This is a genomic window from Streptococcus sp. HMSC066F01 (assembly GCF_001837335.1).
GTDB lineage: Bacteria > Bacillota > Bacilli > Lactobacillales > Streptococcaceae > Streptococcus > Streptococcus oralis_S.
In genome coordinates this window covers 533,989-551,034 of the sequence record NZ_KV832118.1, presented here as the reverse complement: position 1 = coordinate 551,034, position 17,046 = coordinate 533,989, and the positions used below count along the sequence as shown (strand labels likewise).

Here is a 17,046-nt window from a genome sequence, read left to right as displayed (position 1 = left end):
CACCGTCCGCATAGTAGTTGCCATCACTATTGACGAGGTATGGGGAATTTACACAAATAGATTCCTAGTAATCACTAAAAAAGGAAACTCTGAAAATGAATAGTCCTCACGAAGTATAGAACTAAAAGAAAAAAGGGGAGTGTAAAATTGGTAACTTAAGTTTTACAAAGAAAAGAAGACAAGAATAAAGCTATCAAAGTGAAAAAATAATCATTTTTTCTTCATTTTACTTTTCTAGTTTCCTCTATTCACCTGTCACCTGCGCTTCAAATCTAATGTCTCTGTCTGAAATATTCGTTATTTTTATTTGTTTTGCGTTTGGAATCTCAAATTCCCAAGATTCTTTAGATTGAAGAACTACACCTTTTTCTGATAAATATATACTATTATTTGTATCGTTTTCTTTTATTTTTGTTGGGATATTACTTGACGATGAGTAGATTTCGCTAATTTCTTGCTTCAAAACATCATAGTTAGTCCCTAAAAGGTTTCCTTCTCCCTTCTGCCACCATGAGGTTTTCCCAGATAATTCTAATTTCCCACCAGAAATCTTAGATAGATATAATTTTGGAGTAAATTCCTTTTGTTTTGAGGTCGGAACTTTTAAAACTATGGAATCCCCTGGTTTCAAGGTATAACTCGCATTTTTGAAATACAAATAAATATAATAGGAAAACACAATCGCTACAATAGCAACTATTCCAGAACATCCTAGATTCCATTTATTAAATTGTTTTCTTTTATTTTTCACGCGTACTTCTCCCCATTCTTCGTCAGAAACTCAGATTGAGACATATCACTAATCTGCTCCAAGATCCTCTCTCCAAATATCCTTGTCGGTCACATCAACCCAATTTTTGGGGCTAAAGCGACTAGAGTAGATGGAGGTCCAGTTTACCGATCCACCACTTGAGCTTCAAAGTGTGCCGGTTTGTCGTCTACATTGGTGATGGTGATCGTGTAGGGAGTTTCTTCCGTCACCCCAAATACTTCCTTTATCTCCCCTTGAACCACTATACCATCACTTTCTAAATAGATACTTTTACTCTTATCATTTGGTAAGTCTTTGCGCTCGGTTTTGTCTTTTAAAAAAATTAGCTCCGTTATTGTTTGCTTTTCAACATTATAGACTATATTACTGTCTTTCATTCCCCAACCTTTTCGACCGGACAATTTTAACTTCGCATCATCTAATTTTTTAAAATGTAGTTCCTAATTATACTCCAGCTGCTCTGTTTTAGAAAAAACTTTCAATTCAACACTTTGACCTGGTTGCAGAGTGTACTTACCAGCATTTAAAACCACACAAATAAAAACTGCCGCAAACGAACCATACAACAATCCGATGATCATTCTTGAGAGACTGCTTTTAAAGTGCCGTAAAAGTAGAAATAAAGACACAATAAATAACACGGGTGTTAGCATTTTAGTTTTCCTCTCTCATCACTATTAAAATCCAGAAGAACTGTGGCCCTCAATCCCTCCTTAAAAGAGAGTATATTTTCCAACCCAAAAGAAAGCAGACCAAAGCTATCGAATAGTAGAAAATTTTCTGAAGCAAATGATTTAAAACTATCTTTCTCATCTGATTCACAACTGTATATAACTGATTCATCGCATTGTCCGAGCGTTGTTCCCAAACGGTCACTGAAGAACCTGTGTTACTTTCAATCACAGCTTGATTTTCACTTGCTAATTTCAAATATCTCCCAGCATGATACAACCGCTTTTCCCCATTTAACCAACTAATTTCAACACTCTTGTCTCCTTGTAATCGATTATTGTAACTGATGGATACCGCTTGATTCTCAGAAGAAATCTTACTTTCAATTTGATTATAGTCATCCACCACATAGATAAGGCCGATGTTCTTTCCATTTTCTTTTGAGGACACTAGATGAATATGCTTATCAAGAGCATGCCAATCCTGATCATTTTTATCTTGAATCAATTGAACCATACTACTATTCACATCCATCTTAGAAAATGAATAATATTGATAGATTGGCTTAATGATGAACAATATCATATAAAAAAGGAAAAATAGGATAGACTTACTTTTATTTCTCATTTACTGCTCCAAAGTAACTTTTTTTACAAAATATTCTTAAGAACTCTGTCATGGCAACCTGCCTTTATAAAACTATTACCTCGTCGTTCCGTTTGTTATTCTGTTCTCCATATATCCTTAACTGTCACTTCTCCCCAATTATCTTGGCTAAAACGACTAGAGTAGATAGTGGTCCAGTCTTTAAGGACTTTATTACGGAGTACATTATCTGCTTCCTTGCGAATCTCATCAACAGCCTTTCCGTGTTTTGCAAGAAAGTCCTCTACTTGAGACTGCTGAAAATATCCTGTACTCTCATCATCATAGTACCACATAAACCGTTCTAATTGCTGATTGTTTACATCGTACAAATAATCTACATTTATGGTTGTCTCTGTATCTGGCAGTCTCAAACGCATCTCCAGGTTAACTTTTGTCATACCCTGAAAATTAAAATAAAAATTATAACCTAGAGAATGAATAGTATTTGGTAAGTCTACACTTTTATAATTAATAGCATATCTATACAACTCATCAGAGCCATTGTCCACAATTTTTAAACTTTTTAACTTATAAAAAGCTCGACCTTTCCATAGAAACGTATAATTGTGATAATCACTTTCTTCGTAGTATATTTCATCAAAAATATTGTGAACTCTCTGATATTTATAGTACTGAAAACCAGAGAAAGATAATAATAGAACTATTAGCAACGAAAAAATTGCAAATTTCCTCTTCTTCATCTAATCACCTCATCTCTGTCAACTCTTGATTACCTGTTTCAATATTTCGAATGAAATTATCAATACTTGGGTAATTTTTTTGTAGCTTATCTACGGTATCTTTTTCTAGTAAAATCCCTCAACACACCCCGTTGTTCATACGACATTGTGTTAAGAAAGAAGTTACTTTCTCTGGTAAACTATCCATACAAAGTCTGATACATCGTTTCCATGAAAGCCTCAAGCTCTTTTTGAACAATCTTTAATAGGCGCTCTTCTTCGGATTGAGAGATGTTCACTCTCTCATTTATATTTTTTTCATTTATTTGAAAATAGGCGCTAGAAACTAAATCAAAGTTCTTATCCAATTCATAGAGTACACTAGTTATTTTACCATCTATCTCTATTCTAAAATAAGCAGTAACCCCATTCCGTCCCAGATTTGAGATATCCAAATCGATGTCTCCTTTTATCCCTATGGAGTCAATTCCTCCATCCAAGCGGATGGCACCGTCGGGAGGAACGACATAGCCTGCTTTACGAATGTCAGACGCATATTTTCCTGAATCCATTAAACGTTGTAAGACGGCTATATTGTCCCTCTCTTCAAAGGAGGTTTTTAATTGCATATGTTCTTGGTGGTTTTGATACTGAAAATAAAGATTCAAGCCAGTAGCTAAGGCAATTACAGAACCAATCACGATCAGTATTTTTTTAAGTCCCGACATTTTTTTCACCCCCTCTGTCTAAGTAATCATAGAAGTCTTGTTCATACAGCATTGCGTTGAGTAAGAAGTTACTTTCTCTAACAATCTAACCATACAAGGTTTGATACATTTTTTTCATGAAGTCATCAATCTCGCTTTGAACACTTCTCAACAAGTAATCTTCTTCGGCTTGTGAGATAGAAACAATCTCTCTTTTCCCGTTACCATTTTGCTGAGAATAGCTGGAATCAATTAAATTCAGATTTTTATCTAAAATAAAAGCTACATGCGTTTGTTTTTCATTAATCTGTGTAATGAAGAATAACTGAAAATCCTTAGCATCTTTTTTTGGAGGGCTAATTTTCAAGTGTAGTTCTCCTTCTATTTCTAATGGATAAATGACTCCATCCAAACGAATAGCTCCGTCAAGAGGAACGACATAGCCTGCTTTTCGGATGTCAGACGCATATTTTCCTGATGACGTCAAACGATGAAGAACTTCAATTCTTTCATTTTTCTCAAAGGCTTCTTTTAAAGTACTAGTAAAGTACTAGATTGTCGGAAATGATTGTAAGCAAAATATGAAGGAATTGCTAACAGAAACAAAAACAATACGATCAACCATTTAAACTGTTTTAATTTATCTGACATTAGTTTCTTCCCTCCATATAACACTCTCTTTCAAATAAGTTTTATTATAAACTCTCACTCATCTTCCTCATCGTCATAAACTGGTTCACCATGGATTTTGATGTATTCCTCGCGCTTCCTATCCAATTCTTCCCAGATGGGATCGTCAATGACTTTCATAACCTTTATCTCTTCTAAACTAATATCTACCGCTTCATCGTAGGTCAAGTTCAGCAAGTCTGCATGTTTCGTTTTGAATTCTTCAATATTCAGCCATGTTTCTTTGTCGTCTTCGCTGATTTGACCGTCAATGGCAGATGCTACTTCAATCACCAGGATATAGAGAGCTCGCTTATCAACAGTTAGAGTATCCTTATGAGTCGTGATGATTCGTAGATAGTCTCCTTTTTCTCGTCCATCGCTTTCATAGGAGTCTTCAAAATCCAATATTAGATACTCGTATTTAAATGAATTCCACGGATTATCTCCTATTTTAAAATCAGTCACCCTCCAACGCTCATCATTCGAAGAAAATTTATCCAAACTAACGCTAAAATAGAAATCATCATCACGTGCGTAAGAAAAACCAACCTGCACTCCCTTACGTTCCTTGAACCACATTTTCCAAGGATATTCCATACAGGATTGGTAAATACTAGTCTCGTAGTTGCCTTTAAGATATAATCTCACTCATCTTCCTCATCATCATAAACACGTTCGCCGTGGATTTTGATGTATTCTTCTCGAAGCCGTTCCTCCTCTTCCCATAGAGGATCTCTTACCGGTACCATTGTCTTTAATTCTTCCAAACTGATTTCAACAGCTTCATCATAAGTCAGTGAAAGAACATCCTTGTGATATTTCTTAAATTCTTCTACACTTAGCCAACTTTGCTTGCCGTCTTCGCTAATCTGACCATCAATGGCAGATGCTACTTCAGTTGCCATAATGTATAAAGCACGTTTGTCTACAGTTAAAACATCTATATGAGATGTTGCGATACGTAGATAATCTCCACGTTCTCTCCACTCTGTAATGAAAGTTTTTTCAAATTCCAATTGAATATTTTCATCAGAAAACGAATTCCAAGGATCACTCTTGTCATATGGTATATGATTCCATCGTTTATCATTAAATCGCCATTTATCAAATTGAACTCCAAAAAAGAAATCATCTTGTAGCATCTCATCATCACCAACGTTTGAGTATGTAATAGGATGACCATGCCATTCCTTAAACCACATTTCCCAGAGCAACTCTCTTGTCGTAAAGGTTATTTTTTTCTTAAAATCACTTTTGATATATAGTCTCATAAATCTGAGATATCGCCTCCATGTGCTAGTATATATTCTTTTCGACGAGTGGCTTCTTCCTCCCAAAGAGGATCGTCTACAACATCCATCGTTTGAATTTCAGTCAAACTTAGTTCATTTACTTCTTCAAAAGTTAGAGATAGAATGGCCTCGTGCTTTTTCCTAAACTCCTCGACTGTTAGCCATGTCTTCTTATTATCCTCGCTAATTTGCCCATCAATCACCTTTGCAATCTCAAGCGCCATAATGTACATAGCCCGTTTATCAACTGTCAAAACTTCTAGATGGGTGGTTAAAATACGGAGATAGTCTCCCTTTTCATTATAATCTGTAGCAAATGCATCTTCAAAATTAATTTCAATACATTCGTCAAGATGTGAAAAGAGTCTTCGTACTCCTTCCTTTAGGGGGACACTAGACCATCTCTTATCCGCAGTGCCTTTCCTCAAGGATAAATTTGAGAAAAAATCTTCTTGTAATGCATCATTGTTCCCAGCATTTGAGTAAGAAATTTGCTCATCTTCTGGAAACCACATTTTACCAGCTAGTTCTAAATAACCATAAGGTACTCTTTTTGTATAATCGCCTTTTAAATATAATTTCATTCATCCTCGTCATCATAAACTGGTTCACCATGGATTTTGATGTATTCTTCATTCCTGCGGTCGTCTTCTTCCCAAACCGGGTCTCTTACATCGTCCATAAACGGAATTTCTTCCAAACTCAGCTCATTAGCTTCTTCATAACTAATCGAAAGGATATCCTCATGCCGGTTTTTAAATTCCTCCACACTTAACCAGCTCTTTTTATCATCTTCGCTAATCTGACCATCAATAGCAGTCGCAATTTCAATGGCCATAATATACATAGCTCGTTTATCAACAGTGAGAAGGTCAAGGTGCTTAGAAGCAATTCTTAAACATTCACCTTTCTCACGAAAATCCGACATGATAGCATCTTCATAGTCTAACTGTATGTATTCTGACTTATGGGATAAAAAATCATACTTTATCCCTTCCTTAATCTGAACACTTTTCCATCTATCATCATGAGTTTTCTTGTCTAATTCTAAGTGAATAGAAAGTTTCTCAATCGGTAGTTCTAGATACCCAGCATACGACAAATCCGGCTCTTTTCCATCTTTTTCCTCAAACCACATCCTTTTCGCTAGTTCCATGTAATCAAACGGAATTTCTTTGGTGTAATCACCTTTTAAATATAGCTTCACTCATCTTCCTCATCGTCGTAAACTCGTTCGCCATGGATTTTGATGTATTCTTCCCATCCTCTGTGTAATTCATCCCAAAGTGGTTCATCAACCGCCTCCATAATCTCTAGCTCCTCCAAACTAATATCAACCGCTTCATCGTAGGTCAAATTCAGTAGGTCTATATGTTTCGTTTTAAATTCTTCAATACTCAGCCATGTTTCTTTATCGTCTTCGCTGATTTGACCGTCAATGGCAGATGCTACCTCAATCGCCATAATATACATCGCACGCTTGTCAACCGTTAGAATATCTAGATGAGTGGAAATAATTCGCAAATAATCACCTTTCTCACGCCCATCGCTTTCATAAGAATTTTCTAGATCCAATGTCAAGTTTTCATATTCAAATGTCTTCCAAGGGTTTATATTTGTATTAAAATTTGCACTCTCCCAACGTTCGTCATTATATTTAAATTTATCCAACCGTAAATTCAAATGTAAATCTTCATCCCAAGCATAGGAAAAATCGAGTGGAATTCCTTTTCGCTCTTTGAACCACATCTTTTGAGCTATTTCTTTAAACTCTTCATAAAAATCAGTCTTGGTGTAATCACCTTGTAAATATAACTTCATGCATACCTCCTGTTTTAATTCGCATAATACCTTTGATAAGCTTTCCAAATTCTATCAATAATTTGCTCTCTAACTCCCTTACTGAGTTTACTTAAACTTTCATTTGAATTTACCCAGTCTACAATAGAATCTTTTCCTATTATTCTATCTATCCTTAGATGCTCATTTAGAGGATAGCCAGATTTCCCACTTCCAGATTGTACTTGAAATTTACCACTCTGTGGTTCAGAATCAACACGGATTTTTACATTTTTCCCTTTCACACGTGCTTCTATCTGTTTCCCATGAGTAATACTTGTCTTTTTATTAGCTTTCCAGCTATCGTAGTTGCTAGAATAATTAATCTGAATTTCGCCATTTTGTAAGGCTGTCTTTGTGATAGCTGATAAGCTAGTTACTGCTCCACTAGCTATCAGTACATTCCCATATTGTACCCCTGATACAGATGCTGCCGTACCAGCTACGATACTTGTCCCTGCTGTTGGTGGACCAGCCATGATACTCAAGACTTCAAGGGCGCCACTCGCAAAGTAAACTCCCAATCCAGAGAATATTTGAGCTACTCCACTCCAAAATTCGGCTGAATTTGCTTCAAAGTTTTGTGCTTTTAGTTCATCAAACTTTTTGTTGACCAAATGAGTATAGTCAGCATCGTATTTCCCGTTTTTTGAAACGACATAGCCTTGCTCCAAGGAATGAATTTCAATGATATTCCCTGTTTCATCAATCTTAAGAGTGTGATTGTAGTCGTCAATTATTTTATCCCATTCAGACTTGTCGTGACCTTTTAAGCGCTTCTTTAATTCGGCACGATAGTAGGCATCACCATCTTCCGATAGCATCATATCCCTAGAAGCTTTATTGATGGCACGAGTTTCAGAGTCTTGAAAATCTCTTTTGGCATGCGAAACAATCTTCACATCCTTCATCTTCTGCACCCAGCTCATGTCTACACCGTCCGCATAGTAGTTGCCATCACTATCGACAATGATTTTACTTAGTTGCGTAGCTCCTTGAATCGCTAACCCAAGGACTTCTAGACTATCGCTGAAATACTGGGAAACTTGTGAGACAAAAAATTCTAGTTTTTCAATCTTGTCATCCAAATCCTGAATACCTGACTCGATTTGAGACTTGGTATTGTAGAGGATGGTCTTCTCAGAGAAAGCTTTCCCCCAATTCAGTGTAAAGAAATCTTTGATTTGATTTAACCAATTCTCCCTCGCTTGAATCTGAGCTTCTACGATAGCTAACTGCTCTTCCCTCAATTTTTTCAGTTCCTTGAGCTGGTCCATGTCCAAATCTCCATATCCTGAGACCTGAGCATCTGCATTTTTGTAGGAGGTCAACTCTAGTTGGATATCATCTATCGCTGCTTGTAACTTCTTGATGCTGGGGATGATAATCTCTGTGAAGAGACCTTTACCAGCTGTGTAGGCTGCTCCTGTCAGCTCACCTGAGTCTAAAGAGGAAATCAGGTGGTCACATCCACTAGATAAGCGGTCCGTGACTTCATTTGCGACTTGGAGATTGTTAGTCATGGCCTGAATCAATTCTTGGGATTCTTGTGCGCTGTATTTTACTCCCATGGTAGCCGATTCCTTTCCGATATCAGTTCTTCTCTAGCTTCATCGAAAGTTCGACGAGCCTTCTTCGTTTGTTTTCCCAATTCATCCAGTTCCTCTTCTACATAAGAGTTGATCTGTCGTTGAATGGTTCTATTATCACTTTCGATTTGCTCTATCACCTGACGAGAACTGGGCGAGAGAGCCAATAGAGTCGCCATACGATGGTGGATGCTCTGGATTTCTGAGTGAAAGTGAGTTAGCTGCTGTTCATATTGTCTTTTTAGAGTCTGGAGATTTTCTTCCTTATCGTCAATCTTGACAATTTCTCGCCAAAGTTTGTAGCGTTTTTCTTCGTTCTTATCAGCCATTTTTAATGTTCCCACCTCTTAGCCTGCTCTACGTCGCGTTTTTCAATCTTATGAGCAATTTCTGGAAACTTATTTGCTTGGGTCAAAACAGCTGAACTAAAATCACTGACCGCCTGAAGCATTTGATTGCAGGCCTGACGTCCAGCTTCCATCCCAGCGATTTCAGAAGTATACGAAAATTCTACTTGCTGATTTTGCTTCTTGCTCGTGTCATACCCGACCAATTCATTAATAGCTGCCTCTGCTGCTATCGTGCTAGATTTTATCTTTCCACCCATACTTCAAACTCCCTTTATTCATTGTATATTGACCATATCATAACACAAAAATAGTACGATTTCAAAACAAACCCTAAGGGCAAGTGACCTCATCTCCTTAGAGTAAACTCTATAGCTCAGTGAATGAGTTTGACAAAGACGCCACTAGTCATTTTGGAGATCCCTTTTCTAATGCCTTATAGTTTGAGTAGTCTTATTAGCAAGGCTTGTTCACCTCTCGTGAGAAACAGAAAAAGACAAGCCCTAGAAAAATTTCTAGGGCTCGTCTTATGTATCAAAATGAGCTACGTTTTAACTGACTCCTACAACTCTGTCCGATTTTCAATGGCTCGTAAGAGTGTGACTTCGTCCGCATACTCGATATCTGCTCCCACGGCTAGTCCTCGTGCTAGACGAGTGACCTTGATACCAGCTGGCTTGAGCAAACGAGAGAGATACATAGAGGTCGCTTCCCCATCTGCTGTCGCATTGGTAGCCACGATCACCTCTGAAACCTCACTATCCATGAGACGGGTCATGAGACTCTTGAGGTTGATATCGTCTGGGCTGATACCATTCATCGGAGAAATGAGGCCGTGCAAGACATGATAGAGTCCATGGTATTCTTGGATGTTTTCCATAGCAGCCACATCGCGACTATCCTCTAACACCAAGATGGTTGTCTGGTCTCGAGTCGGATCCGTACAGATAGAGCAAGGATCATCATCTGTCAAACGACCACAGATGGAACAATAGGTTAATTCCCGTTTAGCAGACAGGAGATTTTTGGCAAATTCATTGACATCGTCATCAGACATTCCAATGGTATAGAAGGCGAGGCGGGTAGCCGTTTTGATCCCGATACCTGGTAACTTTGAATAGCTATCAATCAGCTTGGCAATAGGTGTTGGATACAGCATAAGTTCCTTTCTAATTCATTGGATGGTGTTGGTGATAAAGATTGATAATGTCGCGTGCAATTGAAGGTCCGACACCGTTTGTAAGGTTGGTGTTATGAGGAAAGACGACTGCGACCGCGATTTGAGGATTTTCGGTCGGTGCATAGGCGACTGCGTTGGTATTATTGGCTTTTTGACCGCCATTAACGTAACTTTCCGCAGTACCCGTTTTCCCGCTGATGGAAACGGCTGCGCCATTTGAAAAGGCACGACCAGTTGTCAGAGCACTCGTTCCATGCGAAACTTGATAGAAACCTTGCTGCAAGATAGCCATATCTGATTCTGAGACATTGACCTTGTTTAGTTCCTTAGTGGCTGTTTCTTGAACCAGACTGCCTAAGCCACCTTGGTCATTGTTTCCATAAACCCCTTCAACGATGTGAGGAGCCAAACGCACACCATTGTTGGCAATGGTGCCAACGTACTGGGCTAATTGCATAGGGGTGTAGTTATCAAACTGGCCAAAGGCATTGGTAATGTAATTAGCAAAATTATACTCTTTTGGTATAAAACCAGTTGACTCATCCGGAAGGTCAATACCCGTTGAAGCACCTAGGCCATATTCCGCAAATGTCGCACGAAGTTTCCCCATAGCTGATTCCAAATTGCTAGTTTCAACAAACATATTAGGTTGATAGGTCTGACCCATAATACCCAAGGCCGTTTGAACCATGTAGGCATTAGAAGAATACTCCAAGGCTTCCACCGCTGTAATCGGAAATGAACCGTAAGCCTGAGTGTACCAAGAATTAATCGGAGCTGAACCTTGGAAGACAATCGGTTGATCTGTCAAGGTCTGGTTCCCTGACAAGACTCCATTTTCCCAACCAGAACTGATGGTTGCTGCCTTAACAACAGATCCTGGCACAAAGACGTTGGTTATTGTTCCAAGCGAATCTGAACTTAATTTACCGGATTCGACATCATGCTTGACACCCGACATGGCCAAAACTGCACCGGTTTTAGGATTAAGAGCTACAGCGTAGACTCCTTCAGAGTATTTGGCTCCGCCATTGCCCAACTCTGAGTTGAAGTAGCTCTTGAGTAGGTCATCCACACCATCCTGGAAAGCTAGGTCAACCGTTAACTTGATGTTGTTTCCTTTGCTTCCTTCTTCGACATTTTCCACACTTTCCATATTTCCGTGTTTGTCGAGGTGGATTTCTTTGACGGAGCGTTTCCCTTGAAGAACATCTTCATATTGCTTTTCAAGATAGGAAGTTCCCACTCGGTCATTGAGAGAATACCCTTTTTTGAGATAGGCATCAACTTCCTCTGCTGGAAGTCCTGACTTTTCATTTGAAACGCTACCAACGATTGTTGACAAAGAAGTGTCTAGGACTTTTCGATCCCATGAAGTTGAAATACTAATCCCTGGTAATTCCTTGGACGCTGATGCAACGAGAGCAACTTGGGTATCATCTAAGGCGTCCGTAGAAATGGTTCCCGTTGCAAAATTTTCAACGGCATTGAGCTGACTAAAGAGATAGATTTCCTTTTTCTGGTCATCTGTATAATTAAGTTGACTCACGTCAATGCTTTCAACCGCATTATTGTAAAGTGTCGCTTCCGATAAGCGGTTCCCATCTGAATCCAGGCGTTTATCGCTTGGCAAGGATTCGACTGTTTTTTTGTAAATATCCTGGTCCGCCAAGTAATAGTCTGCAATCTGTCGATCAGTCAGATCAGGGGAGGTTACATTTACATATGTAAGGAGTTTCTTGGCTGTCTCCTTCAATTCAGCTGCCGTCATTTTATTGTTTCGTGTGAAAGAAACAACCTGCTTGACAGTATTTTCTACCAAGGGTTTGCCTGTTGCATCATAGATCTGTCCACGAGCTGAACTGGTTGTTACCCTTGTTTGGCTGGCTGAGGCCAATTTTGTTTCATAAAAATCTTTATTGAGCACCTGCATGTATAACAAACGACCAATAATGGCCATAAAGAGCAGGATGACAATCGCAAATAATAAATTAAGCCGAATCGGAATCGAATGGCTATTAAATTTTCTCATACAACTAAGACTCTTTTCTAGAAAAATTCCCGATTTCCACCTTTATTTCCCCTAAAATAATAGAGCAAACAGGTGAAGCTCAGTACATTTCATTGTACCATATTTTACGGAGAAACTCTTGGAAAAGTCGAAGCATTTTTTGACTTTTAACTGAAAATGCCTTTTTATTTGGTTATCCTATTTTCTATGATATAATGATAGTAATAGTTAGGAAAGCGTTAACTTTTAAGACTTTGACTCATAAAAAGGAGCCTCATGAACAAGCCAGATATCGCAACCATAATCGACCTCCATTTTGAAGAATTAACCGAGCTCGAGCAAGAAATCGCTCGCTATTTTTTGCAAGCTGAAACGATCCAAGATGATCTCTCTTCTCAGCAAGTTACCCAGAAATTACATATCTCCCAAGCAGCCTTGACCCGCTTTGCCAAAAAGTGTGGTTTTACAGGCTACCGAGAGTTCGTCTTTCAATACCAGCATCAGGCTAGTAAACCGGACACTCATTCGCACAAACACAGTCCTTTGACCAAACGTGTTTTGCGAAGCTACAGTATCATGCGAGAACAAACTCAGGATTTGATTGACGAAGAACAACTGGAACGCGTCGCCCAATTAATCGATGACGCTGAACGAGTTTACTTCTTTGGGACAGGAAGTTCTGGTCTGATTGCCCGTGAGATGAAACTGCGCTTTATGCGATTAGGTGTTGTCTGTGAAGCTTTGACCGATCAGGATGGCTTTGCTTGGACGACTAGTATCATGGATGAAAACTGTCTGGTACTTGGTTTTTCCCTATCAGGCACTACCCAATCCGTCCTCGATAGTTTGTTGGATGCCGAGGAAATGGGTGCCAAGACCATTCTCTTTACCAGCGCTCCAAACAAAAACAGTCAGGCCTATACCGAAACAGTCCTTGTCGCAAGCCATAGTCAATCTTCTTACATCCAGCGTATTTCCGCTCAACTCCCTATGCTCATTTTAATAGATTTGATTTATGCCTACTTTTTAGAAATCAATCGCGAGAGCAAAGAAAAAATCTTTAACAGCTATTGGGAAAATAAAAAACTCAACGGCTATCGTAGACAAAAACGCGTTAGAAAATCCTAGTTTGGTTAAACCAAACTAGGATTGTTTTGTTTTGAAATGATAATAGGCTCCCAACATACCTGCTGTATTTTGGTGATGGGCAAATTCTAATCGTGTTTTTTCAGCTAGACTTGGTACCAAGGCCGCCTTCAAGGCTGTGCGGATCTTTGGTTTGAGGATAGCCTCTTGTCCCATGATACCGCCACCGAGAATGACTACTTCTGGATTGGCAACGTAGCAAATATTTGCCAGACCTTTCCCAAGGTAGTCTACCATGCGATCAATACCAGCCATACAGATCTTGTTTCCTTCAGTGGCCTCCTTGAAGATGCGTCGGCCATTCCACTGATCAACTGAGTCACCATGAGCTGTTGCTACATACTCAACCAAGGCTGTCGTAGAAGCAAGATCCTGAAAAGCTCCATCCTGCATGTGCATGTAACCGACTTCGCAGGCCGAATTGCTAAATCCATGGAAAACTTTCCCATCCATAATCAAGCAACCACCGATACCTGTTCCAATGGTCAAGCAAAGTGTGACACTCGCTCCCTTGCCTGAACCAGATACTGCCTCAGCTAGACCTGCACAGTTGACATCATTTTCAATTTCACAAGGAATCGCAAAGCTCGTCTCAATTTCCTTCTTGAACTGAGTTCCTGCATAGTTGGGAATCTGAGGTCCAGCGTAGAAAATTTCCCCCTTATCAGGATCCACCATCCCTGCCGAAGAAATGGCAACACCTGCTACTGGGCCTTTTTCTAAATAGCTGGCTACGATATCTTTTGTCTTTTGTAAAATATGCGGCCCACCCTTTTGCGCCTCAGTTGGCATTTCATGCGATTCAACAAGTTGGCCTTCTTGGTCAATCAAGCCATATTTAATGTTGGTTCCACCGATATCAATTGCAACGTAGTGTGTCATAAATACCTCCTTATGGATTAGAGGAAGCGCTCCTTGGTTTCACGAATCAATTGTGCTGCTGCTTCTACAACTGGGCGATCTTCTTCAGTCACTGGTGTCAATGGTGAACGAACTGATCCAATGTTAAGTCCTTCATTGATCTTCAAGACTTCCTTAATCACACCGTACATATTTCCATGTGCAGAAGTGAGTTTGCCAATGATTGCGTTGATAGCGTATTGCAATTCACGCGCTGTTTCCAAGTCTTTCTCAGCAATCAACTCATTGAGTTTCAAGAAGAGTTCTGGCATCGCACCATAAGTACCACCGATACCAGCTTTAGCACCCATGAGGCGACCACCTAGGAACTGTTCATCTGGACCATTGAATACGATGTGGTCTTCTCCACCAAGGCTGACAAAGGTTTGGATATCTTGAACTGGCATAGAAGAGTTCTTAACACCGATAACACGAGGATTCTTCAACATTTCAGTGTAGAGACTTGGAGTCAAAGCAACACCTGCTAATTGAGGAATGTTGTAGATAACATAGTCTGTGTTTGGAGCTGCAGCACTGATATCGTTCCAGTATTTGGCAACTGAGTACTCAGGCAAGCGGAAGTAAATCGGTGGAATCGTTGCAATGGCATCTACACCCAAACTTTCTGCGTGGCGAGCAAGTTCAATACTGTCTTTTGTATTGTTGCAAGCAACGTGAGCAATGATAGTCAATTTACCTTTGGCAACTGCCATAACTTCTTCCAAAATCAACTTGCGATCTGCCACACTTTGGTAGATACATTCACCAGAAGAACCATTGACATAGAGACCTTGAACTCCCTTATCAATGAAGTATTGAACCAAGGCACGCGTACGCTCTGGACTGACTTCTCCTTGATCATCATAACATGCGTAGAAGGCTGGAATGACACCTTCGTATTTTTTCAAATCTGACATAGATTTTCTCCTAAGATTTCTTTTTTTCTGCTGAGAGCAGTTCTATTTTTTACAAGTTTAGTATACACCTTGTGAAAATCGCTTTCAATATCTTGTATACACTTAGATTTTAGTTTCTACTTGTATTTTAGAAACTGTAACGATTGAAAGTAGTTTCAGAAACAAGCCATCCTACTGGTATTTGGCGAAGATTTTCTCCATCAATCCTGCTTGGAGAAAGACCAGCAAACCAAAACCAAAGAGGATAAAAGCTGACCCACCCAAAAGGAGAGTGAAGGCGGATAGATAAAGAACCATCACTATGAGAAAGAGAATGGCTAACATGAGGAAGAACCAAGGAAAGTTAAAACTTGCCAAGATAAGCCCTTTTTGCAGCACTTCTTTCCAAGACAAATCATAGCGCGCAGCGATGGGATAACTAGCCAACATCACCAGAGTGAGGAAGATGAGAATCCCCAAACATATAGCTTTCACAATCTGGAAATGCAAAGCAGTCTGTCCCCAGAAGAGATAGAGGTCTAGAAGGCTTAATGACACAATGCCTAACTCTAACAGACCCAACTGAAGCCCCAGTTTCAAATTTTGCTTGAAGGCCCTTATATAAGTTCTAAATACTGGTACCCGTCTGCTTCTCTTAATCTCAAACATGGTTTCATAGAGGCTGATTTTTGCCACTCCAATCGTCACGATGGGCAAACAAGAGACGACAAAAAGAAGATTGACTGTCACGATATCCAAGACCTTCTCACTGAAACGCATGAGAAAATTATCTGTATCAAATGCTGCCTTGATAAGGCTTACCCCTTTTTGTGCCATGTTTGCTCCTCCTGATTCTTTTAATCAATCAAAATTTTAAAGAGATATTTGCGAACCTTTTCTTCCATCCCTGAGTAGCCATTTGGCTGATGAGGTTCTCCTGGGAAGAAAATTGCAAAATTGTGATAGCCCAACAAGAGTGGGTATTTTTCATGACAATGGACAAAGCCAATGTCGCTCGCTTCGTCGAATGCTACTGCTTCGTCTTTGATACGTGAACCGTAGCTCGAATATTCATGTCCTTCTACCAGCAAATGCAAGTCTGCATAGTTCTTATGGTGCTCAAATTGATCATTTTCAGCTTGATTGAGGACATTTTCCTGCACAACTAGAAAGACCTTGTCCCCGTCAATCTCATACTTACCGAGTTCGAAAGAATCTTTACGGTGCTGATAGAGATAGTCGATAGCCTTGTCTAGATTGGTATGGATACCCTTGTAAAAGGCGATGTTTTTCAAATCGTCAAAAATCATACTGTTTCCTTCGTTTCTGATAGTTACTATTTTTCAGTTTCGAATTATCCTTTCTCTATTTCCCTGTAATAGTGCGGACGGAAGCAAATTCCTTCGGTATTTCATTCCTAATTTTTGAGCCTTTTGCTCTTTCATCGTCAGTCTCAAAAATTCCGTCTAAGATAAGCGTAAGATTCTTATCTTAGATCCCACTAAAGCGGAAAATAGCCACCATAAAACGAACCTACTCTAACTAGTATCATGAAAAGAGTTCATTCTTAAGTTTATAAGTGTCTGACAAAACTTCACGAAGTAACTGCATACTCTCCATTTTGTAGACACTTATAACTCTATATTCTCTTATACTTAATGAAAATCGAAGAACAAACTAGAAAACTATCCGCAG

At 39.3% G+C, this 17,046-nt stretch carries 20 protein-coding genes and 1 pseudogene; 1 reads left to right on the top strand and 20 read right to left on the bottom strand.

The annotated features are described in order from the left end of the window. Positions 1 to 244: 244 nt before the first annotated feature. The 16 genes and pseudogenes from HMPREF2655_RS07055 to pbp2b all read right to left on the bottom strand — a co-directional run bounded on the left by HMPREF2655_RS07055 (position 245) and on the right by pbp2b (position 12,430). Positions 245 to 751, bottom strand: a complete 507-nt coding sequence (locus HMPREF2655_RS07055) for a hypothetical protein (RefSeq protein ID WP_070838308.1) — start codon at positions 749 to 751, stop codon at positions 245 to 247. A gap of 143 nt (positions 752 to 894) precedes the next feature. Further along, a pseudogene (locus HMPREF2655_RS07050) lies at positions 895 to 1,425 on the bottom strand (hypothetical protein). A 49-nt stretch (positions 1,426 to 1,474) separates the two neighbouring features. Further along, complete coding sequence (locus tag HMPREF2655_RS07045; protein WP_070838307.1) at positions 1,475 to 2,071, bottom strand: hypothetical protein; 597 nt, start codon at positions 2,069 to 2,071, stop codon at positions 1,475 to 1,477. Positions 2,072 to 2,166: 95 nt separating this feature from the next. After that, entirely contained in the window at positions 2,167 to 2,793 is a 627-nt protein-coding gene (locus HMPREF2655_RS07040; protein ID WP_000746266.1) for a TipC family immunity protein, read from the bottom strand. Positions 2,794 to 2,972: 179 nt separating this feature from the next. Then, positions 2,973 to 3,500, bottom strand: coding sequence for a thiol-disulfide isomerase (locus tag HMPREF2655_RS07035; RefSeq protein WP_070838304.1), 528 nt, complete (start codon positions 3,498 to 3,500; stop codon positions 2,973 to 2,975). Between the two features lie 85 nt (positions 3,501 to 3,585). Beyond that, positions 3,586 to 3,846: a hypothetical protein gene (locus HMPREF2655_RS10455; RefSeq protein ID WP_257367886.1), complete on the bottom strand. Its 261-nt coding sequence runs from the start codon at positions 3,844 to 3,846 to the stop codon at positions 3,586 to 3,588. Between the two features lie 338 nt (positions 3,847 to 4,184). Beyond that, positions 4,185 to 4,799: a hypothetical protein gene (locus tag HMPREF2655_RS07025; RefSeq protein WP_070838303.1), complete on the bottom strand. Its 615-nt coding sequence runs from the start codon at positions 4,797 to 4,799 to the stop codon at positions 4,185 to 4,187. Further along, positions 4,796 to 5,422 carry a hypothetical protein gene (locus HMPREF2655_RS07020; protein ID WP_070838301.1) on the bottom strand — a complete coding sequence of 209 codons (627 nt, stop codon included), beginning with the start codon at positions 5,420 to 5,422 and terminating at the stop codon, positions 4,796 to 4,798. The genes HMPREF2655_RS07025 and HMPREF2655_RS07020 overlap by 4 nt, the downstream gene beginning before the upstream one ends. Then, complete coding sequence (locus HMPREF2655_RS07015) at positions 5,419 to 6,027, bottom strand: hypothetical protein (RefSeq protein ID WP_000780962.1); 609 nt, start codon at positions 6,025 to 6,027, stop codon at positions 5,419 to 5,421. Before HMPREF2655_RS07015 ends, HMPREF2655_RS07020 begins: the two co-directional genes overlap by 4 nt. Continuing rightward, positions 6,024 to 6,650 carry a hypothetical protein gene (locus HMPREF2655_RS07010; RefSeq protein WP_070838299.1) on the bottom strand — a complete coding sequence of 209 codons (627 nt, stop codon included), beginning with the start codon at positions 6,648 to 6,650 and terminating at the stop codon, positions 6,024 to 6,026. The genes HMPREF2655_RS07015 and HMPREF2655_RS07010 overlap by 4 nt, the downstream gene beginning before the upstream one ends. Beyond that, positions 6,647 to 7,264, bottom strand: coding sequence for a hypothetical protein (locus tag HMPREF2655_RS07005; RefSeq protein ID WP_070838297.1), 618 nt, complete (start codon positions 7,262 to 7,264; stop codon positions 6,647 to 6,649). Before HMPREF2655_RS07005 ends, HMPREF2655_RS07010 begins: the two co-directional genes overlap by 4 nt. A 14-nt stretch (positions 7,265 to 7,278) precedes the next feature. Next, positions 7,279 to 8,853 carry a virulence protein gene (locus HMPREF2655_RS07000; RefSeq protein ID WP_070838295.1) on the bottom strand — a complete coding sequence of 525 codons (1,575 nt, stop codon included), beginning with the start codon at positions 8,851 to 8,853 and terminating at the stop codon, positions 7,279 to 7,281. Continuing rightward, positions 8,844 to 9,215 (bottom strand): hypothetical protein, encoded by a 372-nt coding sequence (locus HMPREF2655_RS06995; RefSeq protein ID WP_000536992.1) that lies wholly within the window; start codon positions 9,213 to 9,215, stop codon positions 8,844 to 8,846. Before HMPREF2655_RS06995 ends, HMPREF2655_RS07000 begins: the two co-directional genes overlap by 10 nt. Beyond that, entirely contained in the window at positions 9,203 to 9,478 is a 276-nt protein-coding gene (locus HMPREF2655_RS06990) for a hypothetical protein (RefSeq protein ID WP_000509002.1), read from the bottom strand. Before HMPREF2655_RS06990 ends, HMPREF2655_RS06995 begins: the two co-directional genes overlap by 13 nt. A 302-nt stretch (positions 9,479 to 9,780) precedes the next feature. Continuing rightward, complete coding sequence (gene recR / locus HMPREF2655_RS06985; RefSeq protein ID WP_000966754.1) at positions 9,781 to 10,377, bottom strand: recombination mediator RecR; 597 nt, start codon at positions 10,375 to 10,377, stop codon at positions 9,781 to 9,783. Between the two features lie 10 nt (positions 10,378 to 10,387). Next, positions 10,388 to 12,430 carry a penicillin-binding protein PBP2B gene (gene pbp2b, locus HMPREF2655_RS06980; protein WP_070838293.1) on the bottom strand — a complete coding sequence of 681 codons (2,043 nt, stop codon included), beginning with the start codon at positions 12,428 to 12,430 and terminating at the stop codon, positions 10,388 to 10,390. 255 nt (positions 12,431 to 12,685) lie between these two features. On the opposite strand from pbp2b, the gene HMPREF2655_RS06975 reads away from it, so the two are divergent. After that, positions 12,686 to 13,537: a MurR/RpiR family transcriptional regulator gene (locus tag HMPREF2655_RS06975; RefSeq protein ID WP_070838291.1), complete on the top strand. Its 852-nt coding sequence runs from the start codon at positions 12,686 to 12,688 to the stop codon at positions 13,535 to 13,537. Positions 13,538 to 13,552: 15 nt separating this feature from the next. Here HMPREF2655_RS06975 and HMPREF2655_RS06970 read toward each other — a convergent pair whose 3' ends face one another. The 4 genes from HMPREF2655_RS06970 to HMPREF2655_RS06955 form a co-directional block, all read right to left on the bottom strand. After that, complete coding sequence (locus HMPREF2655_RS06970) at positions 13,553 to 14,437, bottom strand: ROK family protein (RefSeq protein WP_070838289.1); 885 nt, start codon at positions 14,435 to 14,437, stop codon at positions 13,553 to 13,555. A 17-nt stretch (positions 14,438 to 14,454) separates the two neighbouring features. After that, positions 14,455 to 15,372: a dihydrodipicolinate synthase family protein gene (locus HMPREF2655_RS06965; RefSeq protein ID WP_070838287.1), complete on the bottom strand. Its 918-nt coding sequence runs from the start codon at positions 15,370 to 15,372 to the stop codon at positions 14,455 to 14,457. A gap of 171 nt (positions 15,373 to 15,543) precedes the next feature. Further along, positions 15,544 to 16,188: a YesL family protein gene (locus HMPREF2655_RS06960; protein ID WP_070838285.1), complete on the bottom strand. Its 645-nt coding sequence runs from the start codon at positions 16,186 to 16,188 to the stop codon at positions 15,544 to 15,546. A gap of 20 nt (positions 16,189 to 16,208) precedes the next feature. Then, positions 16,209 to 16,661, bottom strand: coding sequence for a NanQ anomerase/TabA/YiaL family protein (locus tag HMPREF2655_RS06955; protein WP_070838283.1), 453 nt, complete (start codon positions 16,659 to 16,661; stop codon positions 16,209 to 16,211). Positions 16,662 to 17,046: the final 385 nt, after the last annotated feature.